The organism is Streptomyces sp. NPDC002181 (assembly GCF_042890485.1).
Taxonomy (GTDB): domain Bacteria; phylum Actinomycetota; class Actinomycetes; order Streptomycetales; family Streptomycetaceae; genus Streptomyces.
Map to the genome: position 1 here is coordinate 1,297,934 of NZ_JBIASC010000001.1, position 16,206 is coordinate 1,314,139.

Below are 16,206 nucleotides of genomic sequence, written 5' to 3' on the forward strand. Positions count from 1 at the left end.
TTCGCTGGGTCGGGGGTCGGGGGTCGGGGGTCGGGGGTCGGAGCGTCGGGGGTTCATCGGGGGGCGGAGGGCTCCCGGCTCATCGGCCGGCGAGGGCCGCCGGAAGCCTGCGGGCGGATCGGAACGAGAGCAGTTCGCCCACCATCCGGTCCATCCGTATGTGCAGCTCCTCCAGCGGGACCCCCGGCGTGAAGTCGCCGCGGGCCGAGGCCACATGGGTGGGCACGGCCCAGCCGCCGAGTGCCCTCACCACCGCCCGCATCTGGTCGCAGGCGGTGCCCGCGCCGCGCGGGCCGCCGCCCGCGGCGATCAGCCCCACGGGCCGGTCGGCCAGCGAGTCGCCGGTGAGGTGGTCCAGGGCGTTCTTGAGCAGCCCGCTGTACGAGCCGTGGTAGACCGGTGTGGCGAAGACGGCGCCGCTCGCCGCGGCGACGCGGGCGCGGAGGGCCGCCGTCTGGCTGTGCGGGGGCGGGTCGTCGTAGTCCTCGATCCGGTGGCGTCCGGGGAACTCCACGCTCAGGTCCAGGAGTTCGTACGCCGCCCCGGCCGCCCTGATCCGCTGGGCGGCCACCTCCAGGACCCGGCGCGAGACCGAGTCCGCGGAGGCGCTGCCGAGGATGCCGAGTATCACCGCCCGGCCCCCGCGGACCCGGGCCTCGGCTCCAGTCCGATCACCAGGCGCACCTCGTGTTCGGCACTGGCGACCAGTCGGCGGACCTCCTCGTGCGAGTCGTGGGTGAAGACGTACGTACAGGCGCCCGTCCCCGAGAACGGCTGCGGCGGGACCACGTCGCCGATCCGGTACGGCACGTTGCGGTGGTACGCCTCCTGCGCGACCGCCGAATCGTCGAAGTCCAGCAGCATCCCGCCGGCCGTGAAGTGCACGGTCCAGCCCGCGTACGCGCCCACGGGCCCGACCCGGCCGGCCCTGGGGTCCAGTCCCACGTCGGTGAGGATCTTGGCGTGGAAGAGGTCGACGCCGGTCGTGGCCAGGAAGGCCTGGCGGATGCCCGCGCCGCCCGGGCGGCCCGCCACCTCGCAGAAGGTGAAGGCCCCGGACTCGTCCAGGAAGGCCTCCAGGTGCAGCACTCCGGCCGTGACCTGCCAGGCGTCGACGACCTGGCCGAGCAGTTCGCGGGCGGCCGCGCGCACCGCCGGGTCGGCGACCGTGATCGAGGAGAGCGGCTCCACCCGGGAGACGGCCAGGGTGTCGCTCACGTACCGGGACACGTCCCAGATCACGTCTCCCTCGTAGACGACGGCGTCGATGTGGCACATGTCGCCCGCCACGAACCCCTCGCACAGGTGGGTGCCGGGGGTGAACTCCTCGCGCACCCACCGCTCGACCTGCCGGGCGTCGGTGAGCACCGACACCCCGTACGAGCCCGAGCCGTCGCGCGGCTTGACCACGACCCGGCCGTGCCGGGCGAACAGGCCGGTGACGTCCTCGGGCGTGTGGATCAGGTGCCCGTCGGCGGTGCGGATGCCCGCCCGCCGGGCGATGCGCTTCATCACCGCCTTGTCCACGAACTTGCGCGCGGTCGCCGGGTCACTGCCCGGCGTGCCGAGGCGGGCGCGCAGCTCGGCGGCCGGCTCCAGCAGCCGCTCGGAGACGGTGGCGACCCGGTCCACCGGGTACAGCGCGTGCACCGCGCCCGCCAGGGCCCGTACCCCGTCCGGGTCGAACACGTCGGTGCGGGCGGCGAAGTCGGCGGCGCTGCCGGTGGTGTTGCCGGCGGACGAGCTCAGCACGCTGACCCGGTAGCGGTCCGGGTCCAGCAGCGGCGAGCCGTCGTCGCGGGTCCACACCCCGGGGCCGATCCGGTCCAGCAGCAGGACGTGCGTACGGTCGGCCGACTCGGTCTTCCACAGCAGCGAGCGCTCGATCCGGGCCACCGCCTGCTCCGCGCGGACCGTGTCCGGCGCGGCCACCGTGTACTCCAGGCGGACGACCGGCCCGTTGTGGACGCCCTCGCGGTCGAGCGGGGTCCGCACGAAGGCCGTCTCGGGCCAGTCGTACAGCTCCTCGGCACCGGTCGCGGCGACCACGCGGAAGCGGCCCGGCCCGGACAGGACGTGGCGCTGGACGGCGATCCGCCCGGCGTCGGGCAGGGCGGCGGCCACCGGCCGGCCCAGGGCGCTCTCGGCGGCGGCCGTCACCAGGCTCCGCCGGTGGGCGGCGTCGTAGAGGTCGAGGACCTGCCGGTCGAAGCCGGGCAGGACCAGCGGGCGGGTGTTGCGCGCGCCGAAGACGACCCGGGCGGGCCCCTCGGTCCCGGCGTCGCGCACGGCCTCCGCGGTGCGGGCCAGCAGCCGCGCGGGCACCGGGCCCGCGGTCAGGCGGCGCTCGGTGCTGCCGTCCTCGGCGGCCTGGTCGCCGCTCTCGTCGATCACGGCGAGCACGTCCACCCGGCCTCCGGCGGCCGCGAGGGCCAGCACGGTGTGCACGGGGTCGCTGACGAAGGCGAGCTCCTCCAGCAACTCGTCGAGCTCACCGAGTTCCTCGCCGCCCGGCTCGTCCGCCCGTCCGGCTCCTGCGGCCAGCGCGCGCAGCTCGCGCGCCTCGCGCTCGTACGTGCCCGACCAGGACAGCACCCCGGCCACCGGGACGCTCTCGTGCGCCGCCAGGAACCGCGCGCGCACCTCGTCGAAGGTGAGCTCGTCGCGCCGCAGCACGGTCAGCCGCGCGGTCACCGCGCCGGCCGCGCTCACGATCCGCTCGACCGGATCACCCCCGTCCAGCAGCAGCACCACGTGCTCGCCGCCGGCGGCGCCGTGCTCCGGGAGCTCCCGCCCGGCTTCCGGCCGCGCGGCGGCGACCGGCTCGATGCGCAGCGACTCCTGGACCCGGGCCGCGGCCTCCGCGGCGGTCCGCACCGCCGTCGCGGCGTCGGCGCCGCGCACCATCAGGTACCCGAACCGGTCGTGGTTGGTGCCCAGCGCCGGCACCCGGTCCCCGGGTCCGGCGGTCACCTCGCAGTCGACCACCCCGGCGGGCAGCTCCCGGGGCCCGGGAACCGTGCCGCGCACGATCCCTTCGGTCCGGCTCCACAGGGCGCGCAGCGCCACGGTGGCCACGGGCGGGGCCGCGTCCTCGACCGGCGTGCCGGTGGCGAGGGCGACCAGGTCGCGGGCGACCGAGCGGTCCAGCGCCAGCGACATCTGCCGGGTCACCACGTGCCCGGCGATCCGGCCGTTCACCTCGATCAGCTCCGGGCCGGTCGGCGTGACGAGCAGTTCCACGTGGAGCGCGCTCGTCCGGACGCCCAGCGCCTCGACGGTGTCCAGGACGAACCGCCGTGCGGCGCCCATGCCCTGGAAGCGGGCCGGGAAGTGTCCGCCCAGCTCGGCGGTGGTCCCGGGCGCCGCGGGGACGCGCTCGGCGAATCCGTACAGGACCACGCGCCCGTCCTGGACGATCAGTTCGGCGCTGACGTGGCGCCCGACCGCGTACTCCTCGACGAGCGCGACGGGCCGCCCGCCGCCGTCCTCCTCACCGTTCCCGTACGGGCTCCCCAGGATCGCGGCCAGCCCGGCGGCGGCCTGCTCCCGGGTCCACGCCACGGTGACCCCGACCGAATACCGGCCGGACGTCGGCTTGACCACGCAGGGCAGCCCGATCTCGTCGACCGCCGCCAGCCCCTCCTCCACGGTGACCGCCCGGCGCCAGCGCAGGCTGCCGATACCGGCCTTCCCGAGCCGTTCCCGTACGGCCGACTTGTCGCCGAGCAGCCGGGCCGCCTCCGGTGATTCGTGGGGCAGGCCCAGGTCGCGGGCGAACAGCGCCGCGCCGTGCAGGAGGTTCTCGTCGCGGCAGATGACGCCGTCGACCGGGTTGGGGCCGAGCCGTCCCCGCAGCAGGGCGGCCAGGTCGTGGCCGCCGGACAGGTCCGCCACCTCCACCACCCGCGCCGCGCGTTCGATCAGCTCGAACCCGGCATTGGCGCGGTAGGCGTCCAGGCGCTCCGTGACGAAGGTGACCTCGATACCGTCGTCGGCCATCTCTGCCACGACGTCAAAGCCTCTGACGTATGCCGTCTCCAACAGAACAACATGCATGAGCTCAGCCCCTTGAGTCCTCTTCTCATCGAAGCATCAAGGCGCGGGGACCGGAGAGCAAGCGGCAGCCCGATAATCCCGCTCACTCCATCACCTCTTCCCGATCCATTCCCGACCCGTTCCCGTTTCACTCCCGTTTCGATCCCGCCAAGACCCACTCTGACCTGCGACAACATGTCAAGCAAAACAATTCGAATCCATCAGGTCGGGAAACTTCCCACATTGCCGGACGGTATTTCACAGCTTTTTGCGGCGCCCATTAGCTTGAATGCCAGGAAAGTGGACACCCCCATCCGATCCCCATCTTGAAAACCGACCTTCCCGGCTCCGAAGCAAAGGACAGAGACAGCGTGCGCACCATCTCCATCCCGAAATCGGGGACCGGACATTCGGCCCCGATCACCCACGTGGCCTTCAGCCCGGACGGTTCCCGCCTCGCCACCTCGTCCTACGACGGAACCGTGATCGTCTGGAACACCGCCGACCCCGCCCGCCCCGCCGAGACCGCGACGCTGCGCCACCGCCGCCTCGTCAACTCCTCGGCCTGGAACCCCGCCGACCCGACCCTGCTCGCGACGGCCTCCGCCGACAAGACGGTCGGCATCTGGCGCGTCCCCCAGGAGGGCCCGGCCACGCTGGTCAACGTCCTGGCCCGGCACACCGACGACATCAACTCGGTCGCCTGGCTGCCCGACGGCGAGCGCCTCATCTGCGTCTCCGAGGACGGCCGCGCCACCCTGTGGTCCGTACTCGACGGCACCTTCCTCACCGAGGTCGGCTCCCACGAGGCGCACTGCATGATGGTCTCCGTCAGCGCCGAGGGCCTGGCCGCCACGGTCGGCGAGGACGGCCTGGTCGCCGTCAGCGACCCCGCCTCCGCCTCCGCCTCCGGCGCCGGCGCCGCGCGCAAGCGGCACTACGAATCCTCCATCGAGGGCTGCGCCTGGTCCCGGGCCGGCGACCTCCTCGCCGTGGCCCGCGACGACGGCCGCGTCGACCTGCTGACCCGCGAGCTGGAGCACGTGCTGACCGTCGAGGTCTCCAGCTCCGCCGCCCGCGCCGTCGACTGGGCCGAGGACGACTCCGCGTTCGTCGTCGGCGCCTACGACGGCTCCCTGCACTGGTTCGACCGCTCCGGCGAGCGCCGGCACACCGTCGCCGACCTCCGTGTGTGGCCCCGCTCCGTCGCCGCCGCCCAGGGCCTGGTCGCCGCGGGCTCCTTCCGCAACGCCCCGCACCTGTACGACATGGCCACCGCGGCCGAGCTCTCCGGCCCCGAGCGCGCCACCCACGGCCCCAACGCCCTTGCCGCGCGCGGCGACGAGCTGCTGATCGGCGGGGACTCCGGCACCGTCTTCGCCGTCCGCATCGAGAACGGCGCCCAGAGCCGGGCCACCCCGATCGAGCTCACCGACGGACCGATCCTGTCCCTCACCACCGACGGCGACACGATCTACGCCGGCACCTACTCCGGCCACGTCATCCGCTGGGACGGCACCCGCACCTCCAGCGAGTGCCTCGGCGCACCGATCCCCTCCCTCACCGTCGACGGGGGCCGGCTGATCGCGGGCACCTACAACGGCGAGTTCCTCGTCGTGGACCCCGCCACGCTGCGGCTGGAGGAGCGCATAGAGGCCCACGGCGGATCGGTGAAGTCCCTGGCCCCGATCCCCGGCGGCGGCTTCCTGTCCGCCGCCACCGACCGGACCATCGAGGCGGGCGGCGCGCGCGGGCGCACCAAGCTGTGGGAGCACGGCAACCTCGTCAACGCGGTCGCCGGCCTGCACGGCCCCGAAGGCTCCGTCGTCGCCAGCGCCTCCCGCGACCACACCGTCAAGGTCGGCCGGATCACCCGTACCGCGGACAGCGGCTGGAGCGCCGGCGCCCCGCAGACGCTGCTCGGCTCCGACGAGTCCGTCAAGTGCGTCTCGCTGCTGGGCGACCCCGCCAGGCCCACCGTCCTGGCCGGCTCCTACGACTTCAACCTCTACTGCTGGCAGGTGGACTGGGCCGACTCGGCGGGCACCCTCGCCTCCGGCCGCGTCCTCGCCGGGTTCGCCCAGGGCCTTTCCTGCATGTTCCAGCTCGCCGACGGCCGCGTGGCCGTGGCCGGCTGGGACGGCCGGATCGTCTTCGTCGCCGTCGACGAGTACGGCGCCCACATCCAGCACACCCTCCACATCGACGACATCGCGCAGAGCGCCGACCGGAAGCAGGTGGCCGCATGACGACCTCGGCCGAGACACCGGAAGCGGTCACGGAAGCCGTGACCACGGCCGTTCCCGGCGCGATCCCGGCGGCGGTCCGGGCCCGCGTGCCCGTCACGCTCTCCCGCGTCCGGGGCCGCGGCGCCGACCTCGTCACCTTCCACCACCTGCCCGACCCCGGCGAGCACTTCGCGGTCCTCGTACCCGCCGCCCCCACCGACAGCGCCCCCGCCGACAGCGCGCCGCCGCTGGTGCGCCTGCACAGCGAATGCCTGACCGGCGACGTCCTCGGCTCGGCCCGCTGCGACTGCGGGCCCCAGCTCGACGAGGCCCTGCGGGCGATCGCCGACCACGGCGGCGCCGTCCTGTACCTGCGCCAGGAGGGCCGCGGCATCGGGCTCTACAACAAGCTCGACACCTACGTCCTCCAGTCCCAGGACCACGACACCTTCGCCGCGAACCGCATGATCGGCCGCGGCGACGACGAGCGGGACTACGCGGCCGCCGCCGCCATGCTCCACGCCCTCGGCCTGACCCGGATCCGCCTGCTCACCAACAATCCCGACAAGGTGCGGGAGCTGCGCACGCACGGCATCGAGATCACCGAGGTGATCCCCACCGGCGTGTACGTCACCGCGGAGAACTCCCGCTACCTGTCCGCCAAGGCCGAACTCGCCGGCCACACCATCGCCCTGCTCCAGGAGGCCGCGGCATGACACTCTCACTCGAAGACCTCGCGGACTCCCCGCACTTCAAGGAACACGCCGGCCTCGCCGACCCCGGCAGGCTGCACCCCGCCCGGCTGCCCGGCACCACCGCGCAGGAGCTCGCCGCCGCCGTGGAGGACCCGGAGCTGCCGACCGCCGAGCGCCTCGCCGCCGGCCACGTCCTCGGCCTGCTCGGCGACCCCCGCATCCCCTCCCCCACCACCGGGGCGGGCCCCGCCACCCGCCACGTGCCCGGCGGCCGGATCCGCATCGGCCTCCCCGAGAACGAGACCGGATACGTCACCAACGCCTGGGCGCACGTGGGCGTGGAGGAGTCCTGGATCCTCAAGGAGTGCCCCGAGCACACCGTGGAGATCGCCGACTTCTGGATCGCCACGTACCCCGTCACCAACGGCGAGTACCGCGCCTTCCTGGCCGACACCGGCCTGGAGGAGCGCCCCACCACCTGGTACCTGGGCGCCTACCCGTGGGACCGCTCCAACCACCCGGTGGCCGGCATCCGCCCCGAGCACGCCGACGCCTACGCCGCCTGGCTCACCGAGCGCACCGGGCACCCGTGGCGGCTGCCCACCGAGGCCGAGTGGGAGCACGCCGCCAAGGGCCCCGAGGGCCTGCCCTACCCCTGGCCCGGCGGCTTCGACCCGGAGGCGGCCAACACCCGCGAGTCCGGCGTGCACACCACCAGCCCCGTCGGCGCGTTCCCGGCCGGCCGCTCCCCGTACGGCGTCCACGACATGGGCGGCAACGTCGAGGAGTTCACCGCCGACGAGTACGCCCCCTACCCCGACGGCCCCTACGTGGCCGACCACCTGGTGCAGTCGATGGGCAGCTACCGCGTCGCCCGCGGCGGCTCCTTCTCCCGCTTCGGCGACCTGACCCGCACCCGGCGCCGCCACGGCGCCTTCCCCGGGCCGCTGTACCCCGTCGGGTTCCGCCTCGCCACCGGCGAGCGGCCCTCATGACGACCGCCCTGCGCCCCGGCGGGGGGCCGGTCCTCACGGCCCTCCCCCCACCGGCGGCCCCCGCACCGGCCGGCCCCGAACCGGCCCCTCCCGTACCCGGCTTCGCCGACATCAGACGGGTCCTGGCCGACCGGGCCCCGTCCCCGGCCGACCTCGCCCGGGCCTTCGCGCCGCTGGAGGCCGAGGCCCACCGGCTGCTGCCCCGGCTCGCCGCGCTGCGCCCCGGCATCGGGGACACCCCGCTCGTCCCGGTGCCCAGCCGGGCGGGCCGCGGCACGGTCTGGCTCAAGACGGAGGCCGCCAACGCCTCCGGATCCGTCAAGTCCCGTACCGCGTACGGTCTGCTGTGCGCGGCCGCGGCCTCGGCGGGAACCCCCCGGCTCCGGCTGGCCGAGTACTCGGGCGGCAGCCTCGCCGTCGCCCTGGCCGAGCTGTGCGGCCAACTGGCACTGGACCTGCACCTGGTGGTCCCGCACGGCGCCCCCGAGCGGCTCCTGGACGTACTGCGCCGCAACGGGGCCCGGACCACCACGGCCGCCGAGGGCACCGGCTTCCTCGGCGCGATGGACGAGGCCGTCCGCGTGGCCGAACGCGAGGACCGGCAGCTGCTGCTCCAGCACTGCGCGGCCGTGGGCGCCGCCCTGCACCGCGAGCACACCGGCGCGGAGATCATCGGCCAGCTCTCCGGCTACGGGGTCGAACCGGTCGCCCTGGCCGCGGCCGTCGGCACCGGCGGCAGCCTCGCCGGCACCGCCATGGCCCTGGCCGGCGCCTGGCCGCACTGCCGTCCCGTGGCCGTCTTCCCCGCCGAGGCCGTCTACGGGGACGGGCGCGCCCCCGGCGGCGCCCGCCGGATGAACGGAACGGGCGGGCTGGGCCACGGCCTGCGCCAGCCCGTGCTCGCCGCGTTCCCGCAGGACTACTTCAGCTTCACCGACGTCGCCTATCCGCAGGCCCTCCAGGCCATGCGCCACCTGCGCCGGGAACACGCCATCGCCGTATCGAGCAGTGGCGCGGGTGCATGGCTCGCCGCATCCGCGGAAGTCGACCAAGGCCCCCGAGGGCGCAACGCAGTCGCGGTCGTCGCAAGCCGCGGAACAATCGAGGAGTGGGAGCATGCCGCAGGATCATGACACCAAGGGACGCGGCACGCCCGCGGTCCTGACCGCCGGCGGCCACAGCGCCGAGCACGGCGAACGCAATTACTGCGGCTACCGCGAGGTCGTCCGCAACTCCTTCAAGCAGTGGTACAAGAACAACCGCGACTCCTGGTCGGGCACGAAGACCAACGACCGCGTCACCCACTTCGCGATCGCCGCCGCCCCCACGGACGAGCACCAGCCGGGCACCGGCCCGGCCCGCGTCCTGGACATCGGCTGCGGGCGCGGCCTGCAGACGGCCTCCCTCGCCGAATGGCTGGAGGCCGAGGTCACCGGCCTCGACCTGCTCGACGTATGGGACACCCCCCAGGTCAAGAACGGCTCGATCCGCTTCCACCAGGGCGACTTCCTGGCCTTCCAGGCCGAGGGCCTGGACCTGCTCGTCGACAACGGCTGCCTGCACCACCAGCGCCGCGAGGACTGGGCGCCCTGGGTGGTGCACGGCCGCAAGATGCTGCGCCCGGGCGGTGCCTGGGTCGTCAGCGTCTTCCTCAGCCCCGACGGGGAGATCACCCCGCACCCGCTCGCGGACGGGCGGCTGAACTGGTGGCTCACCGAGGAGCTCGTCACCGAGCTCTACGAGGCGAACGGCTTCCGCTTCACCGGCCGCCTGGAGATCGACCGCCACTTCGTCTACGAGGGCCACCAGCTCAAGTACCTGACCCTGTCCTTCGTCGCGGTCTGAGGGCGCGCGAGGCGAGAAGAGAAAGGAGGGACCGGAGATGCTCAAGGAGATCGCACTCGACGACCGGACCCCGGGCGCGGCCGACGACCAGCACGTCCGGAGCGCCCTGCGCGACGGATTCTTCCTGGTGCGCAACACGGTGCCGGAGAGCCTGCTGGACGAGGCGTACGCCATGCTCGGCGCGTTCTTCGAGCTGCCCGCCGAGGCCAAGGCGGACTGCCGGGTGCCCGGCTCCAACGGGCAGTCCGGTTACCTCCCGCCTCTCGTCGAGCAGGGCGAGAAGGGCCGCGCACCCGACTGGAAGGAGCTGTTCCACTGGGGCGCCCCGCTGCCCGAGGCCCACCCGCTGCGCGAGCGCTACCCCGCCCGCTACCCGCAGCCGTACTTCCCCGACCACCTGGTCCCCGGGATCGGCGCCGCCCTGGGCGAACTCCACCTGCGGACGGCCGCCTTCCAGCTCGACGTCGTCCGCAGGCTGGCCGGGGCGCTCGGCGCGGCCCCCGGCTACTTCGAGGAGATGCTGGAGGACGGCCCCGTCGTCAACCGGGCCACCTGGTACCCGCCGATGGAGCAGGCCCCCTCCGCCGATCACGTATGGATGGTGGAGCACCAGGACTTCGACCTGATCACCGCCCTGCCCCGGGCCACCGCCGCCGGACTCGAAGTCCTCATCGACGGCGAGTGGACCCCGGTCGAGGCACCGGACGGCTACACCGTCCTCAACGTCGGCATGGTCCTGGAACGGCTCACCGGAGGCCGGGCCCGCGCCGCCGTCCACCGCGTCGTGGCGGCCCCCGGGCAGAGCGGCGGCCGGCTCTCCATCGTGCAGTTCTGCCACCCCACCCCGTGGACGGTGCTCTCCACTCTCCGCGGCGCCGCGACCGACGGCGAGCCCGACCGCTACCCGGCCCTGACCGCGCAGGACCTGTTCCAGCGCACGATGTACCGGATCAACCGCCTCGACTCCCAGCACACCCGGCACACCCGGCCGTCGCGGCACACGAAGCACGCCCAGCACTCCCAGCACGCCGCGGCGGCCCGGCCGTGAGGGGCGCCGAGCGCGTGTCCCCGCGGCCGCTCTCCGTCCTGCGGCAGATCCGCGAGGACCTCGACACGGTCGTCGCCCGCGACCCCTCCCGCCCGCGCCTGCGCGACGCCCTGCTCCACTCGCCCTGGCACGGACTGGCCCTCCACCGGGTCGCGCACCGCCTCCACCTGCGCGACCACCGCTTCGCCGCCGGACTGATCACGCTCGCCGGCCGCCTGCTCTCCGGCATGGAGCTCCACCCCGGGGCGCGGATCGGCCGGCGGGCCTTCATCGACCACGGCTTCGGCGTGGTCATCGGCGAGACCGCCCGCGTCGGCGACGACGTGACGCTCTACCACGGGGTGACCCTCGGATCGCGCGGCTGGTCCCGGGCCCCCGAGCCCGGCGTACGCCGCCACCCCGTCATCGGCGACGACGTCCTGATCGGCGTCGGCGCCTCCGTGCTCGGCCCGGTCACCATCGCCCCCGGCAACCGGATCCGCGCGCACTCCCTCATCCTGCGCGATCTCCCCGCCCCCGGCAGGGCGGTCCGCATCGATCCCGTCCGAGAAGCCGCCCACCACTCAAGGAGCACCGCATGACGCCGGCCACCCTCAGAGAGCGCACCCTCGAACTCGCCAAGGACCTCGACACGGGCGACTGGATGCCCACCGACCTCGAACGCGTCATCACCCGGCGCCTGTTGACGGCCGCCGAGCCGGTCGGCTGCATCACCGAGCACGCCGTACGGGACGCCGTGTGGGAGGGCTCCGAACCGCTGACCCGGGCGAGCGACGGCAGGCTCTCGCTCCTGCTCGCCGAGATCACGTACAGCCTCGCCGGAAACGGCCGCGACGCGGCGGGCCTGGCCTCGGCCCAGGCCCTGCTCGCGTCGGTCAACCGCCGCTAGGGAGTGTCGTCAAAGTCCCTTCTGGTCGGCGGGGCCTGGCACGCGCGCTCGCGGCGTTGTCGTCGGTCGACGACGCGAGCGTCGCCTCCCTCCTCCGCCTTGCGATCACACGCACCAGACCCCGCCGACCCCGCCCTCACGGGCGGACGAAGCTACTTTGACGACACCCCCTAGAACGGGGCCGGGGCTCCGGCGGAGCCCCGGCCCGGAAGGTCAGCGCGCCTCGCGCAGCCAGCCCGCGACCTCCGTCGCCCAGTACGTCAGGATCGTGTCGGCGCCGGCCCGCTTGATGCCGAGCAGGGTCTCCAGGATGGCGCGGTCGCGCTCGATCCAGCCCTTCTCCGCAGCCGCCTCCACCATCGCGAACTCGCCGCTGATCTGGTACGCGGCGACCGGTACGTCCACCGCCTGCGCGACCCGGTACAGGATGTCCAGGTAGGGGCCGGCCGGCTTGACCATCACCATGTCCGCGCCCTCCTCCAGGTCGAGCGCCAGCTCCCGCAGGGACTCCCGCGCGTTCGCCGGGTCCTGCTGGTACGTCTTGCGGTCGCCCTGGAGGGAGGAGGCGACGGCCTCGCGGAACGGACCGTAGAACGCGGACGAGTACTTCGCGGTGTACGCGAGGATCGAGACGTCCTCGTGCCCGGTCTCGTCGAGCGCGTCACGGATCACGCCGACCTGACCGTCCATCATCCCGCTCGGGCCCACCACGTGGACGCCCGCGTCGGCCTGGACCTGCGCCATCTCGGCGTACCGCTCCAGCGTGGCGTCGTTGTCGACGCGGCCGTGCTCGTCGAGGACTCCGCAGTGGCCGTGGTCGGTGTACTCGTCCAGGCACAGGTCCGACATGATGACGAGGTCGTCGCCGACCTCCGCCTTCACGTCGCGGATGGCGACCTGGAGGATCCCGTCGGGCTCCGTGCCCGCCGTGCCGAGCGCGTCCTTGTTCTCGTCGGCCGGGACGCCGAAGAGCATGATCCCCGCGACGCCCGCCTCGACGGCCTCCACGGCGGCCTTCCGCAGCGTGTCACGGGTGTGCTGGACGACCCCCGGCATCGCCGAGATCGCGAGCGGCTCGGAGATCCCCTCGCGGACGAAGGCGGGCAGGATCAGGTCGGAGGGGTGCAGCCGGTTCTCCGCGACCATCCGCCGCATCGCCGGGGTGGTGCGCAGCCGGCGGGGCCGCGAGCCGGGGAAGGATCCGTACGCGCTCATACTCAGTCGCCTCTTCGAGCCTGGACAGCAGTCGCCTCCAGCCTAGGGGGTGCCGTGCGGGTGGCCCGTCACGGCGAGCTCGCACCACACCACCTTGCCGGGCAGGCGCGGCCCGACCCCCCACCGCTCGGCGAGGGCCGCCACCAGGAGCAGCCCCCGCCCGCCCTCGGCAGCGGCGTCCCGCTCCTTCACGTGCGGCAGACCGCCCCCGCTGTCGGCCACCTCGACCCTGACGAGGCCCTCGAAGAGCAGCAGCCGAAGCCGGTAGTGCCGGCCGCGCGGGACACCGTGCAGCAGGGCGTTGGTGGAGAGCTCGCTCACGCAGAGCAACAGGTCGTCCCGACGGCGTGTGACACCCCACGCGTCAAGTGTCACCGCCGCGAACTCCCTGCTGGAGCCGATGGATTGGCGGCTGCGGGGGAAGTACCGCTCACGCAGCATGGCCGGATGGATTTCCACGTTCACGAGGTGATCGTCGCGTTGCGTGATTAGCGTGAGCAAGACGAGCAACCCGTACTCCTTGAAGAGTACGAGTCGGCACCGGTATCTCTCATGCGCACTCGGGGAGTTCACAGGTATGCCACCACGCAGGAAGCAGCGCCCCAACGAATCCTCGATGAAGCTGGTCGGGGCACAGGTCGGCACCGCGCGCATCGCCAAAGGACTGACACAGCGGGCCTTCGCCGAAGCGCTGCACATAGACGTCGAGACGGTCGCCTCCATCGAACAAGGTCGACGGACTCTCATGCCTCACGTCGCCGAGAAGATGGACCGGCTCCTCGGCCTGCCGGGCATCCTCACAGTGGCCGCCAATCGCCTGCCAGAAGTCGACACGATCCCTGCCTGGGCCGAGGAATACATGGAGCGCGAGGCAGAAGCTCTGGCACTGTCCTGGTACGACACGTTGATCGTGCCCGGCTTGCTCCAGACGGAGGAGTACGCGCGCGCGGTGTTCGGGTGCCATGTTCCGTACATCGGCGAGGAGAAGATCGGGCTCCAGACCGCACTGAGGATGAAGCGCCAGAGGATCTTGCGCCGCGCGACTCCCCCGACGCTCAGCTTCGTCCTGTGGGAGCCGGTCCTGCGAGACCGGCTCGGCGGCGACGTCATCTGGCGGGACCAGCTGCGCCACCTTCGTGACTGCGCAGACTCCCCCGGCATTTCCCTCCAGGTCCTGCCCATGGGGATGACGAAGCACGCAGGACTCTCAGGTCCGTTCATCCTGCTGGAGACACCCGATTTTCAGCGGCTCGCCTACTCGGAATCCCAGCGCGGCAGCCTCCTCGTACGCGACCCGAATGAGGTCAGCATCCTTGCTCAGAAGTATGCGATGCTGCGGTCACAGGCCCTCAACTTCGTTCAGACGAAGGACCTGTTGGACCGGTTGCTAGGAGAGACATGAGCACCCCACTGAAGTGGTTCAAGTCCAGCTACAGCAGCGACCAAGGCGGCGCCTGCGTCGAGGTCGCCACCTGCACCTGCTCCCACACCGTCCACGTCCGGGATTCCAAGGTCCCCGACGGGCCGACGCTCGCCCTCGCCCCCGCCGCCTGGACGCGGCTCACCCGCTGGGTGCGTTCCTGAGCTTCGACCTCCGCCGCGGCCTCCTCCGGTAGCGCGTGCGGGCGATCCGCGGTTTCGTGGTGGTGACGGAGGAGGGCGGATCATGTCCGCATCAGTCGCCACAGCCGGCCGCCGGCGCCGTGCCGCGATCCTCACCGCGGCGCTGGCCTGCTCGGTGCTGCTCACCGGCCCCGGGCCCGCCGCCGCACGCGCCGCAGCCCCTTCCCCGCCGCCTCCGGCGAGCGGCGTTCCGCGCCTGGACTGGAGTCCGTGCAAGCCCGGCAGCCCGTGGGACTGCGCCACCGCCAAGGTGCCGCTCGACCACGCCGCGCCCGCGGGCCGCAGCATCGACCTTGCGGTCGTCCGGCACCGGGCCACCGACCCCGACCGGCGCATCGGCACGCTGTTCGTGAACCCCGGCGGGCCCGGCGGCCCCGGGACCGTCCAGGTGCCGCAGTTCTACGACGGCTTCCCGAAGGAAGTGCGGGAGCGCTTCGACATCGTCAGCTGGGACCCGCGCGGCATCGGCAACAGCACCGCCGTGAACTGCTTCGCGACCCCCGAGGAGGCCAAGGCCTGGGCGGCCCGCCCGCCCGCCGGCTTCCCCGTCGGCGCTCAGGAACGCAAGGCGTCGATCGACGCCTACGCGGACCTCGGCCGGCGCTGCGAGAAGCGCGACCCGGACCTGCTGCGCCACGTGTCGACCGCCGACACCGCCCGGGACCTCGACCTGCTCCGCCGGGCGGTGGGCGAACCGCGGCTGAACTACCTGGGCGTCTCCTACGGGACCGTCCTCGGCGCCACCTACGCCAACCTCTTCCCCGACAAGATCCGCACCATGGTCCTCGACAGCAACATCGACCCCAAGGCCTGGACCGGCACCCCCGGACAGGACGATCCCCGCACCACCACCCTCCTGCGCATGGGATCGGACCGCACGGCCGCCGCCACGCTGGACCGGTTCCTCACCCTGTGCGGATCGGCGCCCACGACCCGTTGCGCCTTCTCGGCTGGCAGCCCGCAGGCCACCCGCGAGAAGTTCGACCGGCTGATGGGGCAGCTGCGGGAGCACCCGGTGGGCCCGTGGACGTACGCCAGGACCGTCGCCGACACGGTGAGCAGCCTCTACATCGTCGACCCCGGCTGGCAGGCCCTCGCCGGGCGGCTCCAGGACCTGTCGCAGGGCCGCCCCCCGCAGCCCGCCGTGGCTCCGCCGCCGCCCCCGGTCGCGGAGCCGAACCCGTACCTCGGCGACGAGCAGGCGGCGGCCGTGTGGTGCGCCGACAGCCCCAACCCGCGCGACCCCGCCGCGTACCACGCCCTGGAGGAGGAGAGCGCCCGGCGGGCCGGCGACGCGGGACGCTACTGGACGTGGGCGGCGGAGCCCTGCGCCACCTGGCCGGCCCGGGCGGCCGCCACGTACGAGGGCCCGTGGGACAAGCCCACGGCCCGGCCCGTCCTGGTGATCGGGACCCGCTACGACCCCTCCACTCCCTACGCGGGGGCCGAGGCCATGGCCCGTGAGCTGGCGGACGCCCGTCTGCTCACGAACGACGGGTACGGGCACACCGCGCTGTTCAACAACGCGAGCAGCTGCATCAGCGCGTACGAGAGCCGCTACCTCGTCGACGGGACGCTCCCGCCCCCCGGCACGGTCTGCCGCCCGGACCGGATCCCCTTCTCCTGACCG

Annotated in this window: 15 protein-coding genes; 11 read left to right on the forward strand and 4 right to left on the reverse strand. The window is 73.3% G+C overall.

The window, feature by feature from the left end; all coding sequences use genetic code 11:
* Positions 1-79: 79 nt before the first annotated feature.
* Both ACFYXV_RS06050 and ACFYXV_RS06055 read right to left on the reverse strand, forming a co-directional pair.
* Entirely contained in the window at positions 80-631 is a 552-nt protein-coding gene (locus ACFYXV_RS06050; protein ID WP_385471755.1) for an NADPH-dependent FMN reductase, read from the reverse strand.
* Positions 628-4,002 carry an ATP-grasp domain-containing protein gene (locus ACFYXV_RS06055; RefSeq protein ID WP_389382129.1) on the reverse strand — a complete coding sequence of 1,125 codons (3,375 nt, stop codon included), beginning with the start codon at positions 4,000-4,002 and terminating at the stop codon, positions 628-630. Before ACFYXV_RS06055 ends, ACFYXV_RS06050 begins: the two co-directional genes overlap by 4 nt.
* A gap of 407 nt (positions 4,003-4,409) precedes the next feature.
* On the opposite strand from ACFYXV_RS06055, the gene ACFYXV_RS06060 reads away from it, so the two are divergent.
* The 8 genes from ACFYXV_RS06060 to ACFYXV_RS06095 are packed head-to-tail and all read left to right on the forward strand — an operon-like array spanning position 4,410 to position 11,738.
* A complete protein-coding gene (locus ACFYXV_RS06060; protein WP_389382085.1) occupies positions 4,410-6,287 on the forward strand; it encodes a WD40 repeat domain-containing protein in 1,878 nt (625 codons plus the stop codon).
* Entirely contained in the window at positions 6,284-6,982 is a 699-nt protein-coding gene (ribA, locus tag ACFYXV_RS06065; RefSeq protein WP_385471750.1) for a GTP cyclohydrolase II RibA, read from the forward strand. Before ACFYXV_RS06060 ends, ribA begins: the two co-directional genes overlap by 4 nt.
* Entirely contained in the window at positions 6,979-7,956 is a 978-nt protein-coding gene (locus tag ACFYXV_RS06070; RefSeq protein ID WP_385471747.1) for a formylglycine-generating enzyme family protein, read from the forward strand. The genes ribA and ACFYXV_RS06070 overlap by 4 nt, the downstream gene beginning before the upstream one ends.
* Positions 7,953-9,089 carry a pyridoxal-phosphate dependent enzyme gene (locus tag ACFYXV_RS06075; protein ID WP_389382086.1) on the forward strand — a complete coding sequence of 379 codons (1,137 nt, stop codon included), beginning with the start codon at positions 7,953-7,955 and terminating at the stop codon, positions 9,087-9,089. Before ACFYXV_RS06070 ends, ACFYXV_RS06075 begins: the two co-directional genes overlap by 4 nt.
* The gene (locus ACFYXV_RS06080; protein ID WP_389382087.1) at positions 9,073-9,801 is read left to right on the forward strand and encodes a class I SAM-dependent methyltransferase; all 729 of its coding nucleotides are present in this window, start codon (positions 9,073-9,075) and stop codon (positions 9,799-9,801) included. The genes ACFYXV_RS06075 and ACFYXV_RS06080 overlap by 17 nt, the downstream gene beginning before the upstream one ends.
* A gap of 37 nt (positions 9,802-9,838) precedes the next feature.
* Positions 9,839-10,849, forward strand: coding sequence for an isopenicillin N synthase family dioxygenase (locus ACFYXV_RS06085; RefSeq protein WP_389382088.1), 1,011 nt, complete (start codon positions 9,839-9,841; stop codon positions 10,847-10,849).
* Between the two features lie 14 nt (positions 10,850-10,863).
* Positions 10,864-11,430, forward strand: a complete 567-nt coding sequence (locus tag ACFYXV_RS06090; protein WP_389382089.1) for a serine O-acetyltransferase — start codon at positions 10,864-10,866, stop codon at positions 11,428-11,430.
* A complete protein-coding gene (locus ACFYXV_RS06095; RefSeq protein ID WP_382992305.1) occupies positions 11,427-11,738 on the forward strand; it encodes a hypothetical protein in 312 nt (103 codons plus the stop codon). The genes ACFYXV_RS06090 and ACFYXV_RS06095 overlap by 4 nt, the downstream gene beginning before the upstream one ends.
* A 213-nt stretch (positions 11,739-11,951) precedes the next feature.
* On the opposite strand, the gene hemB is transcribed toward ACFYXV_RS06095, so the two are convergent.
* Together hemB and ACFYXV_RS06105 are read right to left on the reverse strand one after the other, a co-directional pair.
* On the reverse strand, positions 11,952-12,953 hold the full coding sequence (hemB, locus tag ACFYXV_RS06100; protein WP_383351037.1) for a porphobilinogen synthase: 1,002 nt from the start codon (positions 12,951-12,953) through the stop codon (positions 11,952-11,954).
* A 42-nt stretch (positions 12,954-12,995) separates the two neighbouring features.
* Complete coding sequence (locus ACFYXV_RS06105; protein ID WP_383501188.1) at positions 12,996-13,418, reverse strand: ATP-binding protein; 423 nt, start codon at positions 13,416-13,418, stop codon at positions 12,996-12,998.
* Positions 13,419-13,569: 151 nt separating this feature from the next.
* Here ACFYXV_RS06105 and ACFYXV_RS06110 point away from each other — a divergent pair, with 151 nt between their 5' ends.
* From ACFYXV_RS06110 to ACFYXV_RS06120, 3 genes are all read left to right on the forward strand, one after another.
* Complete coding sequence (locus ACFYXV_RS06110; RefSeq protein WP_389382090.1) at positions 13,570-14,355, forward strand: helix-turn-helix domain-containing protein; 786 nt, start codon at positions 13,570-13,572, stop codon at positions 14,353-14,355.
* A complete protein-coding gene (locus ACFYXV_RS06115) occupies positions 14,352-14,537 on the forward strand; it encodes a DUF397 domain-containing protein (RefSeq protein WP_389382091.1) in 186 nt (61 codons plus the stop codon). Before ACFYXV_RS06110 ends, ACFYXV_RS06115 begins: the two co-directional genes overlap by 4 nt.
* A gap of 82 nt (positions 14,538-14,619) precedes the next feature.
* A complete protein-coding gene (locus tag ACFYXV_RS06120; protein WP_389382092.1) occupies positions 14,620-16,203 on the forward strand; it encodes an alpha/beta hydrolase in 1,584 nt (527 codons plus the stop codon).
* Positions 16,204-16,206: the final 3 nt, after the last annotated feature.